Consider the following 23,902-nt stretch of genomic DNA (forward strand, 5'->3'; position numbering starts at 1 on the left):
ATTATTTTAACACAAAAACCGGAACTCTTTTATAAGCAGGTGTCCCACTTTTTGGATCAATTTCTGCTTTAAATAAAACATTAGTTTCAGGATAAAACATGAAAGCTACACCTTCACGAATTGCACCACAAATAATTTCAATATTCTCTAATTCTCCCGCATTTCCTTTAACTGTAACTCGTTGATGTTCCTGAAATCCTGCTTTTTTAATATCCAACCTATTCATTAAAATACAATGACGATGGGGCATATTGCGATATTTATCTTCACTGCGATAAACTACTGTATTATGTTGTCCATAACTCCGTCCTGTTCCTAATATTAGGACAATTCCTGATTGATTCTTCTCAACACCAAAAGCTGATTTATGCGGTAAGGATAATTGGGGTAAGGGTGTGACAAACATCTGCGCTTTACCATCAGAAGTGGGAAATTTTGGTTCTTCAAAAATTCGCCCTGTAATAGTAAATTCTTCCTGAGTTTGATCAATTTCACCTATTTTGTCATAACCAGGAATAGTTTTAGCAATTAATTCTCTGACATAAACTGTATCTTGTAATTTACGCCAATTAATCGGATTTTCATCATGTAACCGATGAGCAATTTCTGTAATTAATTCAACTTCGGAAATCAAATCGGAATTATCTGGTTGTAAATGACTTTTACCTGCATCATTTAATCTGACAAAATTATTACCTGATTCCGTTGTCGTCCTATGGGGATTTTCAAACCGATTGAAAACAGGTAATATTAAAGTTTGCTGTTTTGCTAATCCGTGAAAATGTCCTAAATTCGGTTTTGTCGCTACATAAAAAATGGTTTCAATTTGCGATAAAGCCTGTTTTGCTTGCTGTAAATCGGGGTTAGCTGCATACAAATTTCCCCCTAAACAAAAGAGAGTATTGATCTTTCCTAATTCTGCTGCTGCTATTAAATCACGGGTATGATAACCAGGAGTTTCACTGACGGGTTTTCCTAATAGTTTTGATAATGCTTGTTTGATTTCTTCGCGCAAATTGACGGTGACACCCATTGAACCAAATCCTTGCACGTTGGAATGTCCCCGAATGGGCATTGTTCCTGCGCCAATTTTACCAGCGTTACCTGTAATTAAGGCTGTATTTGCGATACTAAAAACATTATCTACACCGTTGGCTTGTTGGGTGATTCCCATAGCCCAAGCAAATACTACACTTTCTGATTTACCAATTAGATAAGCTGTGGCTGTAATTTCTTCTTGAGATAAACCGCAGGTATTAGTGATATTATCCCAAGATATATTTTCTGCATAATCTATAATTTGTTGCCAGTTTTTAGTGGAAGACGCGAGATATTCTCTTTTAATTAAATTCTGTTCAATTAGAGATTTTTGCAACCCCACAAATAACGCCACATCACTACCAGGAATCGGTTGTAAATATAAAGAAGATATATCTGAACCACCTGTGAGTAAAGATTTGACGGGAAACGCAGGAGAGGCAAATTTAACTAAACCGATTTCAATTTGGGGGTTAATAATAATTACTTTACCGCCTCTTGCCCGCAATTGGATTAATTCGTTCATTAATCGCGGATGATTTGCCGGTGCGTTAGAACCAATTAAAACTAGACAATCACTATGTTGTAAGCCTTCTAAACTTACCATTGATGTCCCTGAACCGAAAACTTTTTTTAAGCCGATGGTTGAGGGAGCGTGACATAAATCAGAACAATCTGCTAAATTATTACTACCAAGCGATCTCATTAATAACTGTAATAAATAAGCAGCTTCATTGGCAGAACGTCCAGAACTATAACTAGCAATCTTTTCTGGTAGTTGTTGAAAAGCTATTGTGGCAATTTCGTAAACTTCTTCCCAACTAATGCGTTGATAATGGGATGAACCTGATTTGAGAATGAGAGGATAACTAAGTCTCCCTAAATCATCACATTCTTGAGAAGTCAGTTGTTGTAATTCACTAATATTATATTTTTGAAAAAAATCTTGTTTAATTCCTGGTTGCAATTCTGCTGCAATTGCTTCCACACTTTTAGCACAACGTTGTAAATATTCTCCCGCTTCATTTACAAAGCCTCCCTTTTGTCCACCCGTACCCCAAGCACAGGATAAACAAGCACTTTTATGATTGAGAGTTTGCCATAATTGTAAACCTTGGGGTGACAGAGTTTTTTCTATCCAGTATTGGATGACAGGTAAACCACCACCTGCATTGCAATTAGATTTATTTTCAGGTAAATTATCCATAAATAGAAGTTTTATATCTTATTTCTTTACGGACTGATTTTTTAATATTTAGCTTATACCAATTTTACATCAGGCTGCACAGAAACATGAAATCCATTAATTAATTTATCCCTCTTCATCTGCGTTTATCTGCGTTTATCTGCGTTCAATTGGATCATCTTTTTTGTGGAGTTCTCTAATATTATTATAGCGGGCAAGATGCCCGCACTACCAATCACCAATCACCAATTACCAATCACCTATTCAGCCGTTTTATTAGCCGCACGATTAGCACGAGATTCGGCTGAAGCCATGACTTCTGCAAAGTTTTCCACAACTTCACCAGGGTGGTTTTCCAAGACTCTGGTAGAAATCGCCACTCGACCTTTACCTTCGTCTAAATCAATAATTACAGCTTTGATTGGTTGACCAATTTGAAAGACTTTGTCTAAAGATTCAATGAATTTTTGGCTAACTTGTTTGATGTGTAGTAAGGCGCTGACACCATTAAAATCTACAAATACACCAAAAGGTTTGATGCCGGTGATTTTTCCTTCGATTAATTGACCGATTTCTAATAAACTGAAGTTGCTAGAACGAGCAGCTAAACGTTGAGAAAGAACGAGTTTATTGGTTTCCCGATTAATTTCTAAAAAACCCACAGTGAGACTTTGACCTTTGAGTGCATCTAGGTTATCACGTTCGGACAGGTGCGATCGCGGAATAAAACCTCGTAAACCAAAAAGATCAACAGTGACACCACCTTTATTAACACCTGTTACCCGCACTTGAACAGTTTGGGAATTCTCTTGTATTTCTGCTAGTTTTTCCCAAATCTGCCGCATTTCCAATTGCTTACGGGAAATGGTAACTTGACCTTCAGCATCCTGATCCCGAATAATTAAAAACTCTAGTTCCTCATCCATCGGTAATATTTCCGACAAATCAGTTACTGCTCTCAAAGAAGCCTCCTCTTGGGGAAGAAACGCCGACGATTTACCACCAATGTCAACATAAGCACCGTCGTGGTCAACTTGGAATATCTTGCCACGAACAACTTGTCCTTTTTGAAATTGGTAATCGTGTTTTTCCAGTGCTTTGGCAAAATCGTCCATTGAAAAAGACGAATTGGCTGTTTGAGAAAGTTTAGATTCGGAATTCATGACGTTTGAAGATAAATTATTATTTGTTATTTGTCAGTGGTCAGTGGTCAGTAGGGGCGAAGCATTTGGAAGATAAATTATCGGTCATTGCCAAAAATAGTTCTCCAAATGCTTCGCCCGTACAGTTGTCAGGACAATTGGCTAAAAAGTTGTTGGACTTGCGCCCAAGCGTCCGCCGCAGCTTTAGGATTATAACTGGCACGACGGTCACAAAAAAACCCATGATCAGATCCATCGTAGCGAAACAGCCGATGAGAAATGTTATATTTTGCAAATTCGGCGGCAATCTCTTCCACTTGTTCTGGGGGAATACTCGCATCTTCCGCACCAAAAAAGGTGTAGATAGTGCCTTTAATCTCTGATGTCCGCGTCACAGTGGGATTTCCACCGCCAGGAGTCCGGATAGTAATTCCCGCACCATAAAAGGACGCAGTGGCTTGAATATCAGTGAGAGTAGCAGCTAAATAGGCGACGTGACCACCAAAACAAAAGCCAATACAACCAAATCCATCTGGTTTGACTTGGGGTAAAGTTTTCAGGTAGTTAATAGCTGCTTGAATATCGCTTAAAAGTTCTGATGCTGTAGTTTGTGAGGCATAATTTCTACCTGTTTCCATCGCGTCGGCAGTATAACCAGTCTCAAATCCAGGGGCTTGACGCTGGAACAGTGCTGGAGCAATTGCTACATATCCCAGTTTAGCAATCCGTTCTGTGACATCCCGAATATGCACATTAACGCCAAAAATCTCTTGTAAAACCACAATTCCTGGATAAGAACCGGTTGCTGTTGGTTTAGCTAAATAAGCGGCGATTTGCAAATTATCTTCAGAAATTTGAATTGTTGAAGTGTTTATTGTTGGCTCTGTCATAATTAAGTTGGTAGTAAGGGAATAGGCGAGAATTAATAATATTTATTAGCCCTGTTGGCGGAGCGGCCAACCTACTTCATTCATTCTGACTGTTTACTCCTAAATCGGTGTATTCTTCTGTGGTAATATTTTCCAAAGCAAACTAACTTATCAATCATATATTTAACAGGTAAATTGTGGCCATTTGTATAAGTTTTATGGAGCAGAATTGGTAATGATTCAATTTCGTATTCAGCCAGATAGTGAAATTCCTGCATCTAATCAACTATTTAATCAAATCCGATTTGCGATCGCTTCTGGGCAATATACACCTGGATATAAACTGCCCAGTACCAGAGCTTTAGCAATGCAAACTGGATTACATCGCAATACCATTAGTAAAGTTTACCGCCAATTGGAGGAACAAGGATTTGTTGAAAGTCTAGCAGGTTCAGGAATCTATGTCCGCGCCCAAGGTCATGAGGGTGGAAGTAAATCCCAGTCACCCATGCTTAAACAACATCCTGAGGCTTATAAGGTAGTGGAACAAGCCCTAGATGAGTTACTTAGTCAAGGCTGTTCTCTCAATCAAGCCAGGGAAATATTTTTAGCAGAAGTTGACTGGCGTTTGCGTTGTAGTGCCAGAGTATTAGTAGTAACCCCATCTCAAGATATTGGGGCTGGGGAATTAATGATTAATGAGTTGGAAGAATCCCTGCAAATCCCAGTCCAACTCGTAGCAATGGAAGAACTTATCAGCGTCCTCGACCAAACTACCTCAGCCACATTAGTCACCAGTCGTTATTTTATCGGAGAAGTGGAAGCGATCGCTGCACCAAAAGCTGTCCGGGTGATTCCCTTAGATATTCACGATTATAGCAAGGAACTCGCTGTAGTTAAAAGCCTAGCCAAATCTAGTTGTATCGGCATAGTTAGCCTTAGTCCTGGCATTCTCAGAGCCACAGAAGTCATTTTACACGGTTTACGCGGGGATGAATTATTAGTAATGACTGCCCAACCCAAGGATGCTTATAAACTACACGCTATCGTCAAACGCTCAGAAATTATCTTTTGTACGGATCAAGTCAGCTATTCTACCGCACAATCAGCTATGCAAACAGTCTTAGAAGACCTAATTCGTCCACCTAAACTCATTCGCTGTGAAAATTATATCGGCACACAGTCCATTAATTTATTAAAACGCGAACTGGGATTAATTTAATTTGTCAGTTGTCAGTAGGGGCGAAGCATTTGGAAGATGAATTATCGGTCATTGCCAAAAATAGTTCTCCAAATGCTTCGCCCGTACAGTTGTTAGTAGGGGGGAAGCATTTGGAAGATAAATTATCGGTCATTGCCAAAAATAGTTCTCCAAATGCTTCGCCCGTACAGTTGTCAGTAGGGGCGAAGCATTTGGAAGATAAATTATCGGTCATTGCCAAAAATAGTTCTCCAAATGCTTCGCCCGTACAGTTGTCAGTTGTTATTTGTCCTGAAAATAACCCCAAGGAACAAATAATTTGTGCAGTAATTTGTGGGGTAGAAGAAAAATCAAATGAGATAACAGCAATACCCGAATTAATTAAAGTATTAGATATGACTGGATGTTTATACTCAACACACCTTAATTATTTGATTTAAGCGGGTAGGGGTTTAGCAATGCTAAACTCCTACAAATCTAGGTTTTTCGTGATTTCACAAAAGTCCATGTCCCAACCGTTTTGAGTATATTAATATATATAAATGAACAAAATAAATTTATTATTAACAATAAATAATTACCCTAAATTTATTAAATTTTTAGAATTTTAATCAAGAAATTAATCAATTTTTGAATGAAATTAGATATTTTTACAAATTGATTCACTAACATAGTATTTTGTCAAAAAAAATTAGATGCGTTTCCCCTGAATAAACTCCCTGTCTAATAGCAAAAGTCGGTTAAAACCGACTCATGAAAAAACGCAAGTTTCTAACCCACAAACATCATAGAAAAATTACGTCCAACTTGCTAAACGGGGAACTTTCATCAATTCTTGACTGAGGCTATCGTGCAGATAACCATTAGTAGCTAAAATTCTTCCCGACTCAATTTTGATCGGAGTCCCATCATAAGCAGTCACATTTCCTCCCGCTTCCTGGACTAATATTATCCCAGCCACAACATCCCAAGGCGCAATTCCCCTTTCCCAATAACCATCAACTCGACCACAGGCTACATAAGCTAAATCCAAAGCTGCTGCACCATCACGTCTCACACCTTGGGTAAGATGGGTAAGATGACAAAACTCGGCATAATTGTTGTCAGGGGTTTCCCGTCTGTCATAGGCAAATCCACTGACTAACAGGCTTTTACCTAATTCCGCTGTTTGAGAAACCTGAATAGGGCGACGGTTACGGGTTGCACCTAAACCAGCAGCAGCCCGAAATAACTCATCCCGAAAAGGGTCATAAATTACTCCCACCTTGGGGACACCTTGAATCATCAAACCAATAGAAACAGCGAAACAGGGATATTGATGGGCGTAATTGGTTGTACCATCGAGAGGGTCAATCGCCCAGAGAAATTCATTATCTTGATTTCCCAGTTTTCCCGACTCTTCAGCCAGGATAGAATGTTGGGGAAAATGGCGACGCAATACTTCTAAAATTACCTGTTCAGAAGCTTTATCAGCAGCGGTAACTAAATCACCAGGACGGCCTTTTTCGGTGATTGCGTCTTCTAATTTACCTAAATAATCTTGTAAAACTACACCTGCGGCTAAAGCTGCTTCTGTAGCAATATCTAGAAAAATTTGCATATTTGTCGGTTGTCAGTGGTCAGTTGTCGGTTGTCGGTTGTCGGTTGTCAGTTGTCGTTTTTTAACGAGAGAGACGGCGAAATTCTCCGGGGGTGATTCGCATGGGTTTATCGGGATTCCAGATGCCTTTTCCCATGATTCTTGCCCATTGTTGGGCGCGTTCTAGGCGTTGGTCGTATTTGTGATTAGGCGATCGCGCTACAAATAAAGCATATCCTTGTTTGACAACTTCTTCATTTAACAACAGTTTATCTTTCCATACATAAGCCAAAGTTCGGTTAAATTTATCCTTAGCTTCTAAATCAAATTCCAGATTCACAGCTTGATTTGCACCACCAATTAAACCTTCTACTAATTGTTTTGCATCCTCACCCCAAGGAAGTTGGCGGATATCTGGTGCATCTAAACCAATTAATCGGACTTGGGAAATTAAATTGGGTTGTGCTTCCATTCCCAAAACTTCCAAACTTTGTCCACTCACAACCCGTGCTATTTTTACATTAGCGGGAATGATTGAGGAATTGTTGTGGCTTTGACAACTCACCAACAGTAAAAAACTAGCTAATATAATTATTCTCGTTACAAAAACGCGAAGACGGACTACTACAGTAGCCATCCTCGCTATCAAATTAATTAACATGAACACACAAAAAATCTTAGTCCTCATCTAAGGGTAAACCCGCTTTAACTTTGCCCTTACCAAAAAACCGCCCAAACTGAAGTTCATAAACCTCATCTTCATCTTGTGTTTCCACTTCCAAATCAGAACGAGCGTAACTTACACATAATAAAGCGTAACCTTGGCGACGTAAATCAGGAGAAAGCCCAATGGCTTCTGGTTGATGAATTTCTCCTGATAAAACTCTCACAGCGCAGGTTGTACAAGCCCCATTTCGACAAGAAAAGGGCAATTCTGTCCCATTGTGTTCAGCGGTGTGTAAGATATAGCGGTCTTCAGGAACTTCGAGAGTATGTGATGTCCCAGTTTGGCGATTGTAAACTTTAATTGTGTGGGTTTGAACCATCTTGATTTTTAGATTTGCGGATTTGGAGTTTCACACTTAATTATAAGGAAGAACGCCGAAAACCCTTGAAAATGTGGCTGACTCAGGAAGCCACATTTGGGCTTTAGACAAGGGATGAAGGCTAGAGGCTTTCCTTTATCCTGCATTGACGTTAATTTGAAAATTTGAAATTATTTCAAATTTTAATCCATATTCGTGATACAACTAAATTGTCACTAAAGACATAAAAAGCTACCGAGGGACTCTCGGAAAGTTACGCTTGTCAGATATGATTTCGCCCGCCAGGGCAAACGAAATCAGGGCAAGAACCCAAATATTTAAGGAACCCTGCCTGAAACTGGGATAACTGAGGGATATAGACTGAAACTCTCTATAGAATCTCCGCGTCTAAAGACGCGGAGAGTGTCAAAAGAAGATTGCTTGAAAACTCTGCACTTTCAGGTCAGGGAGTGATGATAGCGCAGCCTGTCCTTAGCCATAGAAAATATCTTTTCCAAAATGGTTGCTTTTTTTTCAATCCTATTGTAATATAGCAAAACGAGACACCTGGAGAGATGGCCGAGTGGTTGAAGGCGCAGACCTGGAAAGTCTGTTATGCAGAAATGTATACGAGGGTTCGAATCCCTCTCTCTCCATTCCCCAACAGTAACTAAGTTTGATTTAAAAATATTTGCTTGTAAGCTCACACAGCAGACTTTACCCATAAAACTAAAAGATAATTTTTGGATATAAATAGTGAATTTCGCCCAAAAGTGGGCATTTTGTGTAAAGTATATGCAGGTAAACGGCAAAATATCATATTCACTTAGAAGAAATCGGCTAAAATCTACCTGATAGGTATTAACTCAACCAAGACTGTGGCAACAAATTAGTCAAAATTCAGCTATTGTCAGTTTACCTACAACAACATCCCCACTTTAATATTCAGAGGTATCAATGCAGTTTGACAATTTTAGCAAAAAAACAAACGAATATAAAGAACTTAAAGAAAAACCTCATTGGCAAAGCCCAGCAACCAAAGGCAATATTAAGCCTAAAGAACCTAATCCAGCTAATAATATCAGCTTTAATGAGGATGACAATCGTGGACGAGTAGCAATTTTTATTGACGGGTTAAATTTATTTTATGCCGCATTACAATTGGGAATTGAAATTGATTATGTAAAATTGCTTTGTCGGTTAACAAAAAATTCTCGGTTATTACGTGCTTTCTTTTACACAGGAATGGATAGTGGCAACGAAAAGCAACAGGGATTTCTTTTATGGATGCGTCGTAACGGCTATCGTGTAGTTACTAAAGATATGAGTGTAGTTGTCGATAATTACAAAAAACCAAATTTGAACGTAGAAATTGCCGTTGACATGATTACTTTAGCACCCTATTATGATACAGCCGTCTTAGTTAGTGGCGACGGAGATTTATCCTATGCTGTTCATGCAGTTAGTAATGTGGGCGCTAGAGTAGAAGTAATTGGCTTGCAAACAACAACTAGCGATAGTGAAGCGCGTTCTAGAAATCACCTAATTGATGTGGCTGATGAATTTATAGATTTTGATAGTATTAAACAACACATTCAAAAAGATTCTACTATCGGGTATAGTTATCGGACTTCTTCTAATTACCAAGTTTAAATTCCCAATATATAAATTTTCCTCCCTTTTTTTGCAATTTTATCGCAACCACCTTACTGGTGAGGGCATTAGTTGATCATAAAATAAAACTCCATCTAAAATAGGGTTTTATTCCCGACTGCTAAGATATTATCCCAACCTCAAATTAAAATAATTTGAGAGGATTTAATCCTGAATTTTATTTGACACTTTTCTCGTATCTGTGCTATACAAGTGTAGAAACAGCTAATTAACATTAATAGACATAACAGACTTTAAAACTGAACTTTAAAGTATGGCATGATCACTTCTTAATTTGTTTTTAGCATTCACTTAAAACATATCTTCAATAGATATATTTTTGAGAACTTATATTATTAAAGGCGTAGGTAGTTCAGTGAATCAAATCCAATTAACTTTAGTTATTAGCTATGTTCTCATGACTGGCTATTTTTTTACTAATTGGTTAACATTTTCTCTTCGTCACCCTACATCTTCCCCACAGGAGAAATTTTTATCCTTGATCATGTTTGTGATCATCACTATTTTATGGCCTTTAGTGATTGTTAACTCTTGCTTAGAAGTGATCAAAAAAGGCAAGTTAGAATTTACTACAGTTGTTCCTGTACTTTTAGTAATATGTGCTTTTGGTATTTCCTACTATTTAAGTTCATTACCTGAACATTGGCTATGTTATTACGATCTATTTTGCCATGTTTAAATACTTGTGAAAACCAGTTTTAAATTGTCGATTATCAATTTTTTCTTGTCTTTTACCTAAGAGGTTGTTTGAAAAGTATTATATGAAACCCATAATCTCCAAAAACCTAACCCCCCTACCCCCCTTCCCTACAAGGGAATGGGGGTTTTAAAGCCTCTCCCCTGGTAGGGGAGAGGTTTGGAGAGGGGTCTGTTTACACATGAAAAACTTTTAAAACATCCTCTAAATACGCAATTTAACCTAAAGTTATCCTGGTATTAACTTAATCTTTATTGATGGAAGATGTCGTAATTTGTGGTTTATTGTTTGGTCAGGTTCATATAGTGGTGGAGACAGGTAATTTCTTGAGAGTGGCAAACACCTCAAGCTGTGATACTTTTGTGTGAATTTTTATTTATTACCGACTTGAAATATTGAGTGTGTCAAAAGTATGGTTAATTATGGATGTCACCATTAAAACCTTATTCGTTTAACAATCAATGGTTAATTCTAGTCTTGTTGCCACACTCTATGTTAATCCTGCTACAGGAAATGATGCTAATACGGGTTCTCGTCCTAGTCCCCTAAAAAGTATTACCAGCGCCCTGAAACAGGCAAAAGCATCAACAATTATTCAGTTAGCTAGTGGAACTTATAGCACAGCCAATGGGGAGGTATTTCCCTTGACCATTCCACCGGGAGTGTTGGTAGTAGGAAATGAGGCAAATAAAGGCCAGGAAATGATCATTTCTGGCAGTGGTGAATATCAAAGCCCTAGTTTCGGGGTACAGAATATCACTTTTCTTTTACTAAGTGATGCGAGTCTTTTAGGTGTGACGGTGATTAATCCTGCCGCAAAAGGTACTGGCGTGTGGATTGAATCATCAATACCTACCGTGGCCAACAGTACATTTAAGAACTGTACCAGAGAAGGAATTTTCATAACTGGGAATGCGAAACCGGGGATTGTAGATAATTTGTTTATTAACAATAAAGTGTGTGGATTAGTCATAGCTAAGAATAGCAAAGGGGAAGTGCTGCGGAATGTATTTGAAAATAATGCTTTGGGCATAGCCATTAGTGATTTTGCCGCGCCTTTAGTAGCAAATAATCAACTTTGTGCCAATGGCACAGCGATCGCCCTTTCCCGTGATGCTAAACCAGTATTACGGCGGAATCTCATCACTAGTAACACCCAAGGTGGTCTTTTAATCGTCGGTAATGCCGTTCCCGACTTAGGCAGTCCCCAAGACCCAGCAGACAACATTTTTCGAGAACAGGGTAAATTTGATTTACAAAATGTTACAGATCAAAAAATCATCTCCGTTGGTAATCAATTAAGTCTTCCCCAGGTGATTGGGGCGATAGATTTCATCGCTGCTACCGCTGACACCCCCAGTCAAATCGGAGTCAGCAGTAGATTTGCTGATTTAGAAGGACATTGGGCGGCAGCCTTCGTGGAAGCCCTAGTCAGTAAAGATATTATTAGTGGTTTTCCTGATGGCACTTTTCAACCAGCCACACCCATTACCCGCGCTCAATATGCAGCTTTGATGACGAAGACATTTCAACTACCGGAAAGTAATCAACTAGATAAATTCAAAGATGTCAAATCCGACTTTTGGGCTGCCAAAGCCATAGCCAGTGCGTCCGATAGAGGCTTTTTAAAAGGCTTTCCCGATGGCACATTTCGACCAGAAAATAACTTAACCAAAATTCAAGCCCTAGTCTCCATTGTCAACGGTTTAAACTTGAGTGGTGGTAATCCTAACGTCTTGATGGTATACAGCGATCGCGCTCAAATTCCCAGTTACGCTACCAGTGCAGTGACAGTGGCTACGCAAAAACTATTAGTTGTCAATTATCCTCAACCAGATCAATTAGAACCATTGCGGGAAATTACTCGCGCTGAAGTCGCAGTCCTAATTTATCAGGCATTAGTCGCCACAGGACAAGAAAATCCCCTTCCCTCTGCCTATATTGTCAAACCAGAGACAGAGATTCCCTCTTTTTCCGATATTGTTGGCCATTGGGCCGAACCATTTATTCGGGCATTAGTTAGTATGAACTTAACCCAGGGTTTTGCTGATGGCACATACCAACCAGATCAAGCCATGAGCCGCGCTCAATATACAGCTTTAATTGCTGCGGCTTTTAATCCCCCAGCCAAACGTCCGTCCCCAGAATTTACAGACATAGCCAAGGATTTTTGGGCAGCTAACGCCATTGAAATTGCAGCCAGAGGCGGTTTTGTGGGCGGATTTAGCGATCGCACCTTCCGTCCTACCCAAAACGTCCAACGGCTACAAGTCATAGTCTCCTTGGTCAACGGACTGGGACTTGCGGCCACTGCTCAAAAAACCTTAACCTACATTGACCAAGATAAAATTCCCGAATATGCCCGGACAGCAGTTACCATCGCTACCCAGCAAAAAATTATTGTTAATTATCCAGATCCCAATTTACTAGCACCCACGAGGGAAGCCACCCGTGCCGAAGTTGCAGCCATGGTGTATCAGGCATTAGTCACCAGTCAACGCACAAAAGTTATTAATTCACCTTATGTTGTTTTGCATATCAGCAATTGACAAGTAGAATGGAAAACACTGCCTATCACTTTTGCTGCTGGTGAGAAAAACTACTCATGTAGCTAAAAGTACGTTAGGCTAGATGCGATGGGTGAAATGTTTATACCTATTGCCTATAACTCACAGCCCATGTTAACAACAGCCCCGGTCACTCAAACTTTCGCACCTCCTGCCGAACTAGCAGCTAAGTTATTAACTCACTACAGCTTTGATCTCAACGGACACAATGCTAGTGAGCTAGTTAACCAATGGCAATCTGAATATCCCCTGCATTGGTTACATTTAGCAGTTATTGAAGCTTTGTATCAAGGTCGTTATAAAGCCGTATCTGTACAGCAAATCTTGAACTTTTGGCGACGAAAGGGCGAGACAACCTACCATTTCAATATGGAATTTGAGCGCATGATTTGTAGCAAATTCCCTGAACGTCTCACTTCTGGGTCTCTACAAGTTTTACCACCCACTAAACAGGAAATCAGGATGGAAGAATATAAAAATCTTCGTTTATTACCTGCTCCAGTGAGTTATAAGTATCAAATAAATAATAATTTACAGCCAACAGCAGAGAAACGGGACTTTGAGCCAGAAAATCCAGTCCCAGCATCTCCTTCTGATCAATTAACAGCAAATATCAGACAACAGCAAATTATTGAGGAAATTTCCCCCCCACCTGCCCAACAGTTAATGCTACCAGCAACGGCCAATCATCCCCCTATTGGTCAGTTTATGCCCCAAAAGAGCGATCGCACCGAATCCTTCACCTCCAAACTCAAAGCCCTCACCAGTGAAAGATTGGAGTTGGCATTTTAGGCAAGAGGCAAGAGTCAAGAAAAATATCAATATTTCCCTATTATACTCAACACGGCTGATTCATTTGATTCTGTGGGTAGGGGTAAAGCAAGAGCTTATTGGTATCAACTTAACGTAAATTGATGTCCCTTCAAGCCAGGGAATAAATTCCCTGTCTAAAAGCTAAAGTCGGTTAAAACCGACTACTTTGGCATAAATAGGATAATTTTTGATTTTGAGTTAACCAGAGTGCGTTTTAACGCACTTTAGCTTTGAGACCGGAACTTAAGTTCCGGGCGGGAATATTGCAGCCAAACAAATAAGCTATCCCTAGATCAATGACCAATTATTTCACAGCCTGAACAACTGATTTGAAACCTTTGCTATTGAAGAGGTTAACCATTTCCGAGGCACTTTCTTGACTATTGAAAACTCCCACCTGCATCACCCTGCGGCCTTGCCAAACCTTGGGAAAAGCATCATTAACCAGAGAACTGACTAAATTCTGTTGCTGCTGATTTGCAACCAACACTAGCACCCGGTAACTGACATTTTGCCCAGTAGCTGTATAAATTTGAGGGTCTGATATTGGGGCTGAATTTTGCATATTTTCCCCTGTGGCTGCTTGAGGAGCTACAAATTCAATAGCACCAGAATCAAGTTGAGTATAATTAAATTGGGATGGATTAGATAGATTATTTGGTACTCGTGGCAATTGATTGGGATTAGAAACGGGTTTAATTTTTAAAGGTGTTACCGTTCTTTGATGAGGAGCATTGGGAACTGTGGGGGCAGAAAATGTGATTGGCCTGCGGGCTGAAGTTTCTGTTGATAAAGAATTAGCACCAGGATTTCTGGCTGTAGATGCGGTTGTACCTTGAAGATCCACTTTACCACTGATGCGATCGCTAACCAAATTATTTCCTGCCGCAGAAATCACCAACTTCGCAGTTTGGGCGTTGATATCATGACGACCATTATTCCGAAAGATATTCTTGCCTGGGTCATAACTACTACCTAAATCTGGTCTAGCTTGGGCAATTACGACTAGACCATCTTCTCTGTTACCTTGAATCAGATTATTCCTTAACATTGGTGTAGCATTTGCTTGGACAATAATCCCCGATCTATTATTCTGAATTTGGTTAGCTACCACCACAGGAGACGCATTTTGGGCAATATTAATCCCAAAACCAGTTTCTTGAAAGATATTTTCCCTGATTTCGGGGCGAGCATTTCCAGAAATAGTTATGCCATTAGCACCATTGCGAACAAAAACATTTTTACTAATACTGGGTGTCCCATCACCAGCGACAGCAATTCCATCTTGGGTATTATTAGTAAAGGTATTTTCCCGAACTATAATATTACTGGATTCAATCCATAATCCATAACCACGAGAATTGGTATTAGTGACGGTGACACCACTTAAACTAGCTTGGTTAGCACCGACAATAGCCACATTTTGACCACCAAATCGGCGACTGAGAAATTCGCCACCACCAGTAATTGTCACAGTTTGGCCTTTATTGTTAATGTTGCCTTGAATGGCTATACCAGGTTTCAACATTAAAGGAAATACTTCTCCACTTTGGACGCTATATGTACCGGGAGAGAGGATAATTACACTATTAGAAGGTGATGCTTCTAGGGCTTGGCTAATTGTCCGCCAAGGTGCGCTAATACTACCATTACCTATTTTGTCATTTCCTGTACTGGGGTTGACAAATGATTGGTTAATCTGAGAAATTGTTTTTTCACCTTGAAGTATTTGTTCGCCAACCCTCGGAACTTGAGCAAAGACACTACTTGCACTTGTTATGAAGAGTATTGTACTCGTTACTCCTAAACCAACTGTTAAACTCAAAATTGAGCAACTCAGGGAGTTTTGTCGGGTGTTCACAGATTTTTGGGGGACTATCATTTTTTATAAAACTCCTCTAAAATTTATAGCAACAACACTGAAAGTTTATTTGGATCTGAGACTGGATATCAACTGTTATACAATTAATTTTTATACTATTTCATGATAGTATGTCTACGATGCTACTTGTATCTTGACAAATTGACCACGATTAGTTAGCAAGTATTTAATAATTAAAATATTAAAATATGAATCAGGCTGGCTATTACTATAAAAGCATTAAAAATGAGGTTTTGTAATGGTTTCAGCCCATAGTCACACACAACAAACTGTTTATCGCATTTTAGATGCTAATTTAGATCGCGCTCGTGAAGGGTTGCGAATTATTGAAGAATGGTGTCGGTTTGGTTTAAATAATGCCCAGTTTTCAGGTATATGTAAACACTTGCGTCAGGAGTTGGGTACTTGGCATACGGCAGAAATCCGCGCAGCACGAGATACACAGGGTGATCCAGGAACGGATTTGAGTCATCCCCAAGAGGAACAACGGGCTGATATTACATCGCTATTACAGGCTAATTTTTGCCGGGTGCAGGAAGCTTTGCGCGTATTAGAAGAATATGGCAAGCTTTATCATGGGAATATGGGAGCGGCTTGTAAACAAATGCGTTATCAAGTTTATACCCTGGAAAGTAATTTGATGGGTTATCAGCGTCATCAGTTATTATGGCGATCGCATTTATATCTGGTAACATCTCCCGCAGATAATTTATTCGCAATTACCGAAGCGGCTCTTCAAGGTGGATTAACTCTGTTACAGTACCGGGAAAAGACCGCTGATGATTTAGTCCGCTTAGAACGGGCGATAAGACTGCGTGAATTATGTCACCATTATGGGGCTTTATTCATTATTAATGATCGGGTAGATTTAGCTTTGGCTGTAGATGCTGATGGTGTCCATTTGGGACAACAGGATATACCCATTGCTGTAGCGCGTCAATTACTGGGACATCAGCGCATTATCGGACGCTCTACCACAAATCCCCAAGAAATGCAAGGGGCAATTGCCGAAGGTGCGGATTATATTGGTGTGGGGCCTGTGTATGAAACACCGACTAAAGTAGGTAAAGCCGCAGCGGGTTTAGAGTATGTGAAGTATGTTTCTCAAAATTGTCAAATTCCTTGGTTTGCAATTGGGGGAATAGATATGAGTAATCTTAATGATGTGATGAAGGCAGGGGCGCAACGGGTAGCTGTAGTGCGATCGCTCATCGAATCAGATCAACCTACCCTAGCAACTCAGTATTTTCTTTCGCAACTGCACAGAATTAAATAGAAAAGAAGAAAAATCGGATTAAACTATGAAATCAATTTCAGGAAAAAATTTTGCTATGCTGTAGGTTAAAAGATATTTAACCGATAATTTATTTATTATGCCTTCACCATTTCCAGGAATGAACCCCTACTTAGAAAATCCTGAACTCTGGCCAGAAGTACATCATTGGATTCTGACATTACTAGCTGAGTCATTGATACCACAGTTGCGACCAAAATACAGAGTAGCAGTGGAAAAAAGAGTTTATCATGATACTGATCGCAACTCTGTTTTAATTGGTATTCCTGATGTGGCGATCGCCCGTTCTTTAAAACCTACAACTCAGAAATCATCTAACATTGCTGTAGTTTCTCCACCTGTTAAACCCGTAACAGTAAATATCCCCATACCAGAAGAAATTAGAGAAACTTATTTAGAAGTGAGAGAAGTTGCTACAGGTGAAGTGATCACAGTAATTGAATTACTTTCACCTAAAAATAAACGTCAAGGAGAAGGAAGAAAAGCATATCAAACTAAACGATTACAAATATTAGGAAGTTCTACACATTTAGTCGAAATAGATTTATTACGTGCTGGTGAATCTATGCCTATATTAGATAATAATATTAAATCAGATTATCAAATTTTAGTTAGTCGTAGTCAATTACGACCTAGAGCAGAATTATATCCTTTTAATTTATCAGAAGCAATTCCCGCCTTTTTCTTACCTCTACAAAAAGAAGATATAGAACCCTTAGTAGATTTACAAAATGTGATTCAAGATTTATTTGATCGTGCAGGTTTAGATTTAGCAATAGATTATAATTCCGAACCAATTCCCCCAATTCAAGAAACTGATTTGATTTGGGTAAATAAGTTATTAAAAGAGCAAGATTTATAGTCTAAATTCATACCAACTCTGGTGACTAGAAATCGCAGCTACATAAACAAAATCCACACTTCAAGAAGGGATTGGGTAGCTGTAGTGCGATCGCTCATCGAATCAGATCAACCGACCCTAGCAACTCAGTATTTTCTTTCCCAACTGCACCGCATCAAATAAATAAAGGGTGCTGACAGTAACTATAACTGTGAATATTATTGTTGCTCCAATTAGTATAGTTGATACATCTCCAGTGCCAACTGAAGCCGCTAATTTCAACAACGAAATAGATTTCAAGAATGTACAATTGACAATTGGTGATAAAATCCCTATTTCATCCTGTTAATCCTTTAATCCTGTACTTCGACTTCGCTCAGTAACCAGACATCCTGATTCTGACTACATTATTATTTTCATAAGTCCTAAATTCAAAATTTTTCCCGCTTTATGTCTAATCAAATTCATCTCCAAGTCAATGGAGAAACTCGCAATTGTTTATCCCCAACTGCTTTACCAGAATTACTCCAACAGTTGGGTTTTAATCTGCGCTTAATCGCAGTAGAATATAACGGTGAAATCTTACATCGTCAATTTTGGACTGAAACTCAAATCAAAAATGGCGATCGCTTAGAAGTAGTCACTATAGTTGGTGGTGGCTAAAATAAGAGTATAATAGCTCTACTCTCCGTTTCTGCATCTGGAGCCGGAGAAAAAACCTCTATTCCCCCTTTAAAAACTCCAAATACCCCTTACTCAATTCCTCCACAGACAAATCATAAAACTGCTTCCCATGTTCTGGGGTTGCTAAATCAGGATTTGAACCCATTCTCCCATCTGGATAACGAGAACGAAAATCAACGGAACTATAAATTTTATGTCCACTAGCAACTTCTGGATCAAGATATGCTTTTTTAATTGCGTCTGGATAAACGTATTGGGTAACAGCTACTTCGCTAGGGGTAGCATGAGAACCTTCTTGATTACCATATAATTCTTTGGCAAGTTTGTACACAGAACCACCCATAAACCAATTAGCAACTTGACATTGCACCTTTGCGGAATTGGGAATTTGCAAATCTTCTAAATGAGCGTAAGTTTCCGAAAAAGCAGCTTTGAGAGTCGCAATATTTCCTCCATGTCCATTAATAAAATAGAACTTGGTAAAACCAGCTTTTACCAAACAAGTTAAATAATCTTTAACTACTAAAATTAAAGTGCTAGGACGTAAACTAATTGTTCCGGGAAAAGCAGTATGATGTAATGCCATACCCACATTAATAGTTGGTGCTACCATTGCTTGGGTTGCTTCCCCGACACCTTTTGATATAGATTCTGCACAAATTGCATCAGTCCCAATTAATCCCGTGGGTCCATGTTGTTCCGTTGAACCAATGGGTAAAATTATTCCTTGAGATTGTTGCAGATAAGTTTCAACTTCCGGCCAAGTGCTTAAATGTAAGAGCATTGTTGTTAAAGGAGTCAGGAGTCAGGAGTCAGGAGTCAGGAGTCAGGAGAAAGGAAGAAGGAGAAAGGAAGAAGGAAAGAAAGAAGGAAAGAAAGAAGGAAAGAAAGAAAGAAAGAAAGGAGGAAGAAGGAAGAAGAAGAAGAAGAAGAAAGAAAATCAACCAATCACCAATCACCAATCACCAATTACCAATTACCAATTATCCAACTATTTCCCACCAACCGAAAGCAGGACCGATAAAACGGATGATTACCCACGCGACAACCATACTACCAATACCTATCCATGCACCACGAGTAGTGATAGCCACAAATTGTGAAGCTTGGGTTTTATTGATGGGAACCCAAGGTAATATTCTAGTAGTGTCTTGTCCGTATTCTTCTCCTAGTGAGTGTTTACGGCGTTTTGCTTCACCCATAATTTAATAATTTAGTTTCTTTTTGAGTTCAATTTAAATTTTAATAGAAATTCGTCATGGAAATTAATTAAGCAGAATCATCTTCATTATTCGCAGAAAACAAACTAGGATCGAGATAGTTTAATCTGGCTAGGGGACTAAGTGCAGAGAGGATTTGCACGCCATAGCTGCGGTTAACGACACGACTATCTAGTAAAGCTACTATACCTTGATTTTCGCGGACAGGTGCGATCGCTCTTTGTAATTCGTTCATAGCTGTGGGTAATAAATATAGTCGAAACCAGTCTTGGTGCGATCGCTTATAATGAGCTACTCTACCAGCTACCAAAGGATTTTCCAAAGATGGTAAAGGTAAAGTTGCAATAATTAACAATCTGGGTGATGGTAAAACACTTTGATTTTCGCGCCAAAATTCCCAACCAGTAATTAAAATCCCATTTTCATCTAAACAAGTTTTTTCTACCTGCACCCGTGAACCAAATTCAGAAGCCAAAATTGTCCCCACTCTGGCTTTTAGCGGTACATCCCCAATTAATATTACCGTCATTCCTGGTGCAGTTGCACTCAAACATACCAAAGTGCGAACTTGATGAATTAATGCTTGTTGAAATTCCGGTGTATTTGGTAAAGGCAACTTATAAGGAATATAAAGTTGAATTGCTTCCCCTTGACTATCAGCAGCAAATTTCAAGCAAGTAACATCCTCTAAACCCAAACGTTGATGGAAAAGAGGTGCTTCTGTTTGCGGTTCTAAAGCACTACCAATTAATACTACAGGTTGACGTTGCCAAATTGGGGCGAGGATTTTACCCAATTCAATTGGAGCATAATATAAAGAAAATAAACCTTGACGACGGGAAATTGTTGACCAAAATAAAGTAGGGTAAGAAGAATTTTCCAAATTTGGGAATTGTTGCCAAAAATTTCGCCAAACATTTGGAAGATTGTTTTTATCTAAAGCTAAATATAACTCTTGTAAAATTTCAATTTCTGGTTGAGAAATCAGATAACAGGAGTAGGGATTTTCTGGATGCTGAAATAATTTATATGTTAGTTCTACCCTAACTTCCCGAATTAAATCTGCTTGATAGGGATAAGCCAGCATTAATTGATCCCAATCATGGGGTTCAATGCTTTGAGTCAGTTGATAACGTACCCAATCTTCTAAATCGTCAACACCATCAATAATTGTGGGAATATTCGCAGGAAATGGATTGTTATCAGCCAATTGTCCTTTTAACCAAGCTTCAGGGGAAGTCAACAACAAACCCTGAAAATCAGGACTTGGCCAAGTGTCACCGGTTCTAATGGGTTTATTCGCTGGTAGCCACTGCTGGAGTCGGGGAATTTCTACCTTTAACAACCGTTGCTGGACAGTTTCGGAAGCGACAATAATTATAGAACCATGCCACATTAAAGCAGAAGCGATAAAACTGGTGCGATATCGCCCTTGATGTCCACAAACCGCCCCTACTTGGATTAAGGCACTACGTCCCAACCGTAAAGCACGTGCCACTAACCTAGCCATCGTTAAATGATGAGGCCAGGAAGGAAACCCGTCCTGCGATCGCAGGAAGTTATGTAATGATAAATGAACTTCAGCTTCAATCACGTGCTTTTAATTCCATAAAAATTGTTCGTTGTCAGTTGTTCGTTGTCCGTTGTTCGTTGTCAGTAGGGGCGAAGCATTTGGAAGATAAATTATCGGTCATTGCCAAAAATAGTTCTCCAAATGCTTCGCCCGTACAGTTGTTCGTTGTCCGTTGTCCGTTGTTCGTTGTTTTACCAATGACCAATGACCAATGACCAATGACCAATCACCAATCACCAATCACCAATCTCCTAAATTATGCCAACTTACCCAGGAATTTCCAGCGAAGCCTTCAGACATCCCTTAGACCGTCAAGCAGAACAAGCTTTACGCAATTTACCCGGCTTTGATTTAATCGCCCGTAAATTTGTAGAATTTGTCTATGAACGCCCCCAATTTGTCTATTTAATGGGTAACTCCATTCAAGTCGGACCGCGGCAATATTCCACGATTTACCAGATATTCCGGGAATGTGTTCGAGATTTGGACATCAGCGGTGAACCGGGATTGTTTATTGCTCAAGATGCCCAAGTTAATAGTTATGCTTTAGGACAAGAACATCCTTATATAGTCGTCAACACTGGGTTACTGGAGTTACTCAATGAAACCGAACTACGGACGGTCTTAGCGCATGAACTGGGACATATTAAATGTGGTCATACCATTTTAATTCAAATGGCGATGTGGGCGATGAATGCCGCTTCCGTCATTGGTGAACTAACATTCGGTTTAGGTAATTTTGTCAGTCAAGCCTTGATTTATGCCTTTTTTGAGTGGCGACGCAAAGCTGAGTTATCAGCAGATAGAGCGGCTTTATTAGTGATGGATGATTTAAACCCAGTCATGTCATCCATGATGAAACTGTCTGGAGGTAGTAACAAATATGCCCATGAATGTAGTTTACAAGAGTTTATTCAGCAGTCGGAAAAATATCAGGCACTAGATGATGATGGGCTGAATCAAGTATATAAGTTTCTATTATACAATGGCGCACAAGGAATGATGCTGAGTCATCCTTTTCCTGTGGAACGGTTGCATTATTTACGCAGTTGGGCAGTATCAGAAGAATACCAGGAAATTAAAAGGGGTAATTATCAGCGTTCTGCTGATGGTTCGGTTGATGTGACACCGGAAACACCTGATCATGAAGCGGAAAAACTCAGAAAAGAAATTGAAAAATTACAAGCAGAAATTAACAAAATGAGAAAGTAAATCACAAGATCCCCGACTTCTTCAAGAAGTCGGGGATCTGAAAATCTGAATTTAATCAACTTTCAGTTTCGCAATCAGGAACACCTTCTCTAAATACTCGACTAGCGAGAATATCTACTGCTTCAATGGTAATTAAATCCTGCTTATTTAACAGTTTACCACTACTTAATAACCGATTTGCTTGACGTAAACGCGCTCTATCTATAGCATTACGCACACTTCTAGCATTGGCAAAATGGGGCATAGTCTTCCGTTTAATTAAATATTCGCGGAAGGCTTTTTCGGCATCTGGACTAAAGCAATAGTTTTGGGCTGTGACTATAGATTGGGCAATAGTCATTAAACTATCAACACCATAATCGTTAAATTCAATATGTAATCCAATGCGGGAATTCATCCCTGGATTACTATGAAAAAATCTGTCCATCTGGTCTTTATAACCAGCAAGAATAACGACCAAATCATCTCTTTGGTTTTCCATGACCTGCATGAGAATTTCTATGGCTTCTAAACCAAAATCCCCAGGATAATCTGGACGGTATAAAGTATAGGCTTCGTCAACTAATAAAACTCCGCCCATGGCATTATTTAATACTTCCCTGGTTTTGGGCGCTGTTTGTCCCATACCTTGACCAACTAAATCATCTCGCGTCACCAACATGACATTTTCTTTACGGATATATTCCAGCCGGTAGAGGATTTCTGCCATTCGCATTGCTACAGTGGTTTTACCCATACCAGGATTACCTAAAAATGTCATGTGCAAACTGGGCGCACCTGCATTCAAACCTAAGCTTTTACGAATACGGTCAACCAATAACAAAGCCGCCATTTCTCTAATTTTGTTTTTGACGGACTTTAATCCAACTAACTCCTGGTCTAACTTATCCAAAATTTCTTGGATATGAGATTCTTGGAAAGCTGCTTCTAAATCAATTCCGTTATTGTGATCTATTTGTTTTTCTAATATCTGTTCGGTCATGACTATCACCTTTGCTTATGATTTTGATGATAGCCTGGAGTTGGGAAATATAAAAGAACATAATCTTTATAGGTCTGATATATTTTTCTTACTTATCAATTAGTAGGGGCGAAGCATTCGGACAGAAAATCAATGGTTTCAACGATAGGTTATCGCCCGAATGCTTCGCCCTTACGGACAGAAAATCAATGGTTTCAACGATAGGTTATCGCCCGAATGCTTCGCCCTTACGGACAGAAAATCAATGGTTTCAACGATAGGTTATCGCCCGAATGCTTCGCCCTTACGGACAGAAAATCAATGGTTTCAACGATAGGTTATCGCCCGAATGCTTCGCCCTTACGGACAGAAAATCAATGGTTTGAACCATAGGTTATCGCCCGAATGCTTCGCCCTTACGGTGTTCTAGACTAGGAACGAGAG

The 23,902-nt window shown here is 39.4% G+C and carries 24 protein-coding genes and 1 tRNA gene; 14 read left to right on the plus strand and 11 right to left on the minus strand.

The features are described 5' to 3' along the window. Nucleotide 1: 1 nt before the first annotated feature. The 3 genes from ANA_RS06460 to ANA_RS06470 form a co-directional block, all read right to left on the minus strand. Complete coding sequence (locus tag ANA_RS06460) at nucleotides 2-2,245, minus strand: FdhF/YdeP family oxidoreductase (RefSeq protein ID WP_015079249.1); 2,244 nt, start codon at nucleotides 2,243-2,245, stop codon at nucleotides 2-4. 239 nt (nucleotides 2,246-2,484) lie between these two features. Continuing rightward, complete coding sequence (locus tag ANA_RS06465) at nucleotides 2,485-3,387, minus strand: S1 RNA-binding domain-containing protein (protein WP_015079250.1); 903 nt, start codon at nucleotides 3,385-3,387, stop codon at nucleotides 2,485-2,487. Nucleotides 3,388-3,515: 128 nt separating this feature from the next. Then, nucleotides 3,516-4,256, minus strand: a complete 741-nt coding sequence (locus ANA_RS06470; RefSeq protein ID WP_015079251.1) for a dienelactone hydrolase family protein — start codon at nucleotides 4,254-4,256, stop codon at nucleotides 3,516-3,518. 214 nt (nucleotides 4,257-4,470) lie between these two features. On the opposite strand from ANA_RS06470, the gene ANA_RS06475 reads away from it, so the two are divergent. Further along, the gene (locus ANA_RS06475) at nucleotides 4,471-5,457 is read left to right on the plus strand and encodes a GntR family transcriptional regulator (protein WP_015079252.1); all 987 of its coding nucleotides are present in this window, start codon (nucleotides 4,471-4,473) and stop codon (nucleotides 5,455-5,457) included. 8 nt (nucleotides 5,458-5,465) lie between these two features. After that, entirely contained in the window at nucleotides 5,466-5,876 is a 411-nt protein-coding gene (locus tag ANA_RS27435) for a hypothetical protein (protein WP_015079253.1), read from the plus strand. 356 nt (nucleotides 5,877-6,232) lie between these two features. Here ANA_RS27435 and ANA_RS06485 read toward each other — a convergent pair whose 3' ends face one another. The 3 genes from ANA_RS06485 to ANA_RS06495 form a co-directional block, all read right to left on the minus strand. Continuing rightward, the gene (locus tag ANA_RS06485) at nucleotides 6,233-7,036 is read right to left on the minus strand and encodes an inositol monophosphatase family protein (protein ID WP_015079254.1); all 804 of its coding nucleotides are present in this window, start codon (nucleotides 7,034-7,036) and stop codon (nucleotides 6,233-6,235) included. Nucleotides 7,037-7,097: 61 nt separating this feature from the next. Then, nucleotides 7,098-7,652 carry a thermonuclease family protein gene (locus tag ANA_RS06490; RefSeq protein WP_235081966.1) on the minus strand — a complete coding sequence of 185 codons (555 nt, stop codon included), beginning with the start codon at nucleotides 7,650-7,652 and terminating at the stop codon, nucleotides 7,098-7,100. 40 nt (nucleotides 7,653-7,692) lie between these two features. Beyond that, nucleotides 7,693-8,061, minus strand: a complete 369-nt coding sequence (locus tag ANA_RS06495) for a 2Fe-2S iron-sulfur cluster-binding protein (RefSeq protein WP_015079256.1) — start codon at nucleotides 8,059-8,061, stop codon at nucleotides 7,693-7,695. 548 nt (nucleotides 8,062-8,609) lie between these two features. Between ANA_RS06495 and ANA_RS06500 the strand changes: the two genes are divergently transcribed. The 5 genes from ANA_RS06500 to ANA_RS06520 all read left to right on the plus strand — a co-directional run bounded on the left by ANA_RS06500 (nucleotide 8,610) and on the right by ANA_RS06520 (nucleotide 13,770). Next, nucleotides 8,610-8,696, plus strand: a tRNA-Ser gene (locus tag ANA_RS06500). A 301-nt stretch (nucleotides 8,697-8,997) separates the two neighbouring features. Further along, nucleotides 8,998-9,693, plus strand: coding sequence for a LabA-like NYN domain-containing protein (locus tag ANA_RS06505; RefSeq protein ID WP_015079257.1), 696 nt, complete (start codon nucleotides 8,998-9,000; stop codon nucleotides 9,691-9,693). A gap of 340 nt (nucleotides 9,694-10,033) precedes the next feature. Beyond that, nucleotides 10,034-10,393 (plus strand): hypothetical protein, encoded by a 360-nt coding sequence (locus tag ANA_RS06510; protein ID WP_235081967.1) that lies wholly within the window; start codon nucleotides 10,034-10,036, stop codon nucleotides 10,391-10,393. A 479-nt stretch (nucleotides 10,394-10,872) separates the two neighbouring features. Beyond that, nucleotides 10,873-12,960, plus strand: a complete 2,088-nt coding sequence (locus ANA_RS06515; protein ID WP_015079259.1) for an S-layer homology domain-containing protein — start codon at nucleotides 10,873-10,875, stop codon at nucleotides 12,958-12,960. A gap of 87 nt (nucleotides 12,961-13,047) precedes the next feature. After that, nucleotides 13,048-13,770, plus strand: a complete 723-nt coding sequence (locus tag ANA_RS06520) for a hypothetical protein (protein WP_015079260.1) — start codon at nucleotides 13,048-13,050, stop codon at nucleotides 13,768-13,770. A 325-nt stretch (nucleotides 13,771-14,095) separates the two neighbouring features. Here ANA_RS06520 and ANA_RS06525 read toward each other — a convergent pair whose 3' ends face one another. Next, nucleotides 14,096-15,673 (minus strand): DUF1565 domain-containing protein, encoded by a 1,578-nt coding sequence (locus tag ANA_RS06525; RefSeq protein WP_015079261.1) that lies wholly within the window; start codon nucleotides 15,671-15,673, stop codon nucleotides 14,096-14,098. A 238-nt stretch (nucleotides 15,674-15,911) separates the two neighbouring features. On the opposite strand from ANA_RS06525, the gene ANA_RS06530 reads away from it, so the two are divergent. From ANA_RS06530 to thiS, 4 genes are all read left to right on the plus strand, one after another. Further along, nucleotides 15,912-16,949 (plus strand): thiamine phosphate synthase, encoded by a 1,038-nt coding sequence (locus tag ANA_RS06530; RefSeq protein ID WP_015079262.1) that lies wholly within the window; start codon nucleotides 15,912-15,914, stop codon nucleotides 16,947-16,949. A gap of 97 nt (nucleotides 16,950-17,046) precedes the next feature. Then, nucleotides 17,047-17,829, plus strand: coding sequence for a DUF4058 family protein (locus ANA_RS06535; RefSeq protein WP_015079263.1), 783 nt, complete (start codon nucleotides 17,047-17,049; stop codon nucleotides 17,827-17,829). Between the two features lie 21 nt (nucleotides 17,830-17,850). After that, nucleotides 17,851-17,991 carry a hypothetical protein gene (locus tag ANA_RS26460; RefSeq protein WP_158310509.1) on the plus strand — a complete coding sequence of 47 codons (141 nt, stop codon included), beginning with the start codon at nucleotides 17,851-17,853 and terminating at the stop codon, nucleotides 17,989-17,991. A 267-nt stretch (nucleotides 17,992-18,258) separates the two neighbouring features. After that, nucleotides 18,259-18,471, plus strand: a complete 213-nt coding sequence (gene thiS / locus ANA_RS06540; RefSeq protein WP_015079264.1) for a sulfur carrier protein ThiS — start codon at nucleotides 18,259-18,261, stop codon at nucleotides 18,469-18,471. A gap of 58 nt (nucleotides 18,472-18,529) precedes the next feature. Here the strand turns inward: thiS and ANA_RS06545 are convergent, their stop codons facing one another. The 3 genes from ANA_RS06545 to ANA_RS06555 form a co-directional block, all read right to left on the minus strand. Beyond that, entirely contained in the window at nucleotides 18,530-19,276 is a 747-nt protein-coding gene (locus tag ANA_RS06545; RefSeq protein ID WP_015079265.1) for a creatininase family protein, read from the minus strand. A gap of 199 nt (nucleotides 19,277-19,475) precedes the next feature. Further along, nucleotides 19,476-19,694 (minus strand): DUF2839 domain-containing protein, encoded by a 219-nt coding sequence (locus ANA_RS06550; protein ID WP_041457777.1) that lies wholly within the window; start codon nucleotides 19,692-19,694, stop codon nucleotides 19,476-19,478. Nucleotides 19,695-19,761: 67 nt separating this feature from the next. Next, nucleotides 19,762-21,306 (minus strand): helicase C-terminal domain-containing protein, encoded by a 1,545-nt coding sequence (locus ANA_RS06555; RefSeq protein ID WP_015079266.1) that lies wholly within the window; start codon nucleotides 21,304-21,306, stop codon nucleotides 19,762-19,764. Here ANA_RS06555 and ANA_RS24240 point away from each other — a divergent pair. Further along, nucleotides 21,279-21,500, plus strand: a complete 222-nt coding sequence (locus tag ANA_RS24240) for a hypothetical protein (RefSeq protein WP_015079267.1) — start codon at nucleotides 21,279-21,281, stop codon at nucleotides 21,498-21,500. The genes ANA_RS06555 and ANA_RS24240 overlap by 28 nt on opposite strands. 43 nt (nucleotides 21,501-21,543) lie before the next feature. Continuing rightward, nucleotides 21,544-22,497 (plus strand): M48 family metallopeptidase, encoded by a 954-nt coding sequence (locus ANA_RS06560; RefSeq protein ID WP_015079268.1) that lies wholly within the window; start codon nucleotides 21,544-21,546, stop codon nucleotides 22,495-22,497. A 55-nt stretch (nucleotides 22,498-22,552) separates the two neighbouring features. Here ANA_RS06560 and ANA_RS06565 read toward each other — a convergent pair whose 3' ends face one another. Beyond that, nucleotides 22,553-23,479, minus strand: coding sequence for an AAA family ATPase (locus ANA_RS06565; RefSeq protein ID WP_015079269.1), 927 nt, complete (start codon nucleotides 23,477-23,479; stop codon nucleotides 22,553-22,555). A 216-nt stretch (nucleotides 23,480-23,695) separates the two neighbouring features. Between ANA_RS06565 and ANA_RS26465 the strand changes: the two genes are divergently transcribed. Then, nucleotides 23,696-23,851, plus strand: a complete 156-nt coding sequence (locus tag ANA_RS26465; RefSeq protein WP_158310510.1) for a hypothetical protein — start codon at nucleotides 23,696-23,698, stop codon at nucleotides 23,849-23,851. Nucleotides 23,852-23,902: the final 51 nt, after the last annotated feature.

Origin of the sequence: Anabaena sp. 90 (genome assembly GCF_000312705.1) — a bacterium.
GTDB lineage: Bacteria > Cyanobacteriota > Cyanobacteriia > Cyanobacteriales > Nostocaceae > Dolichospermum > Dolichospermum lemmermannii.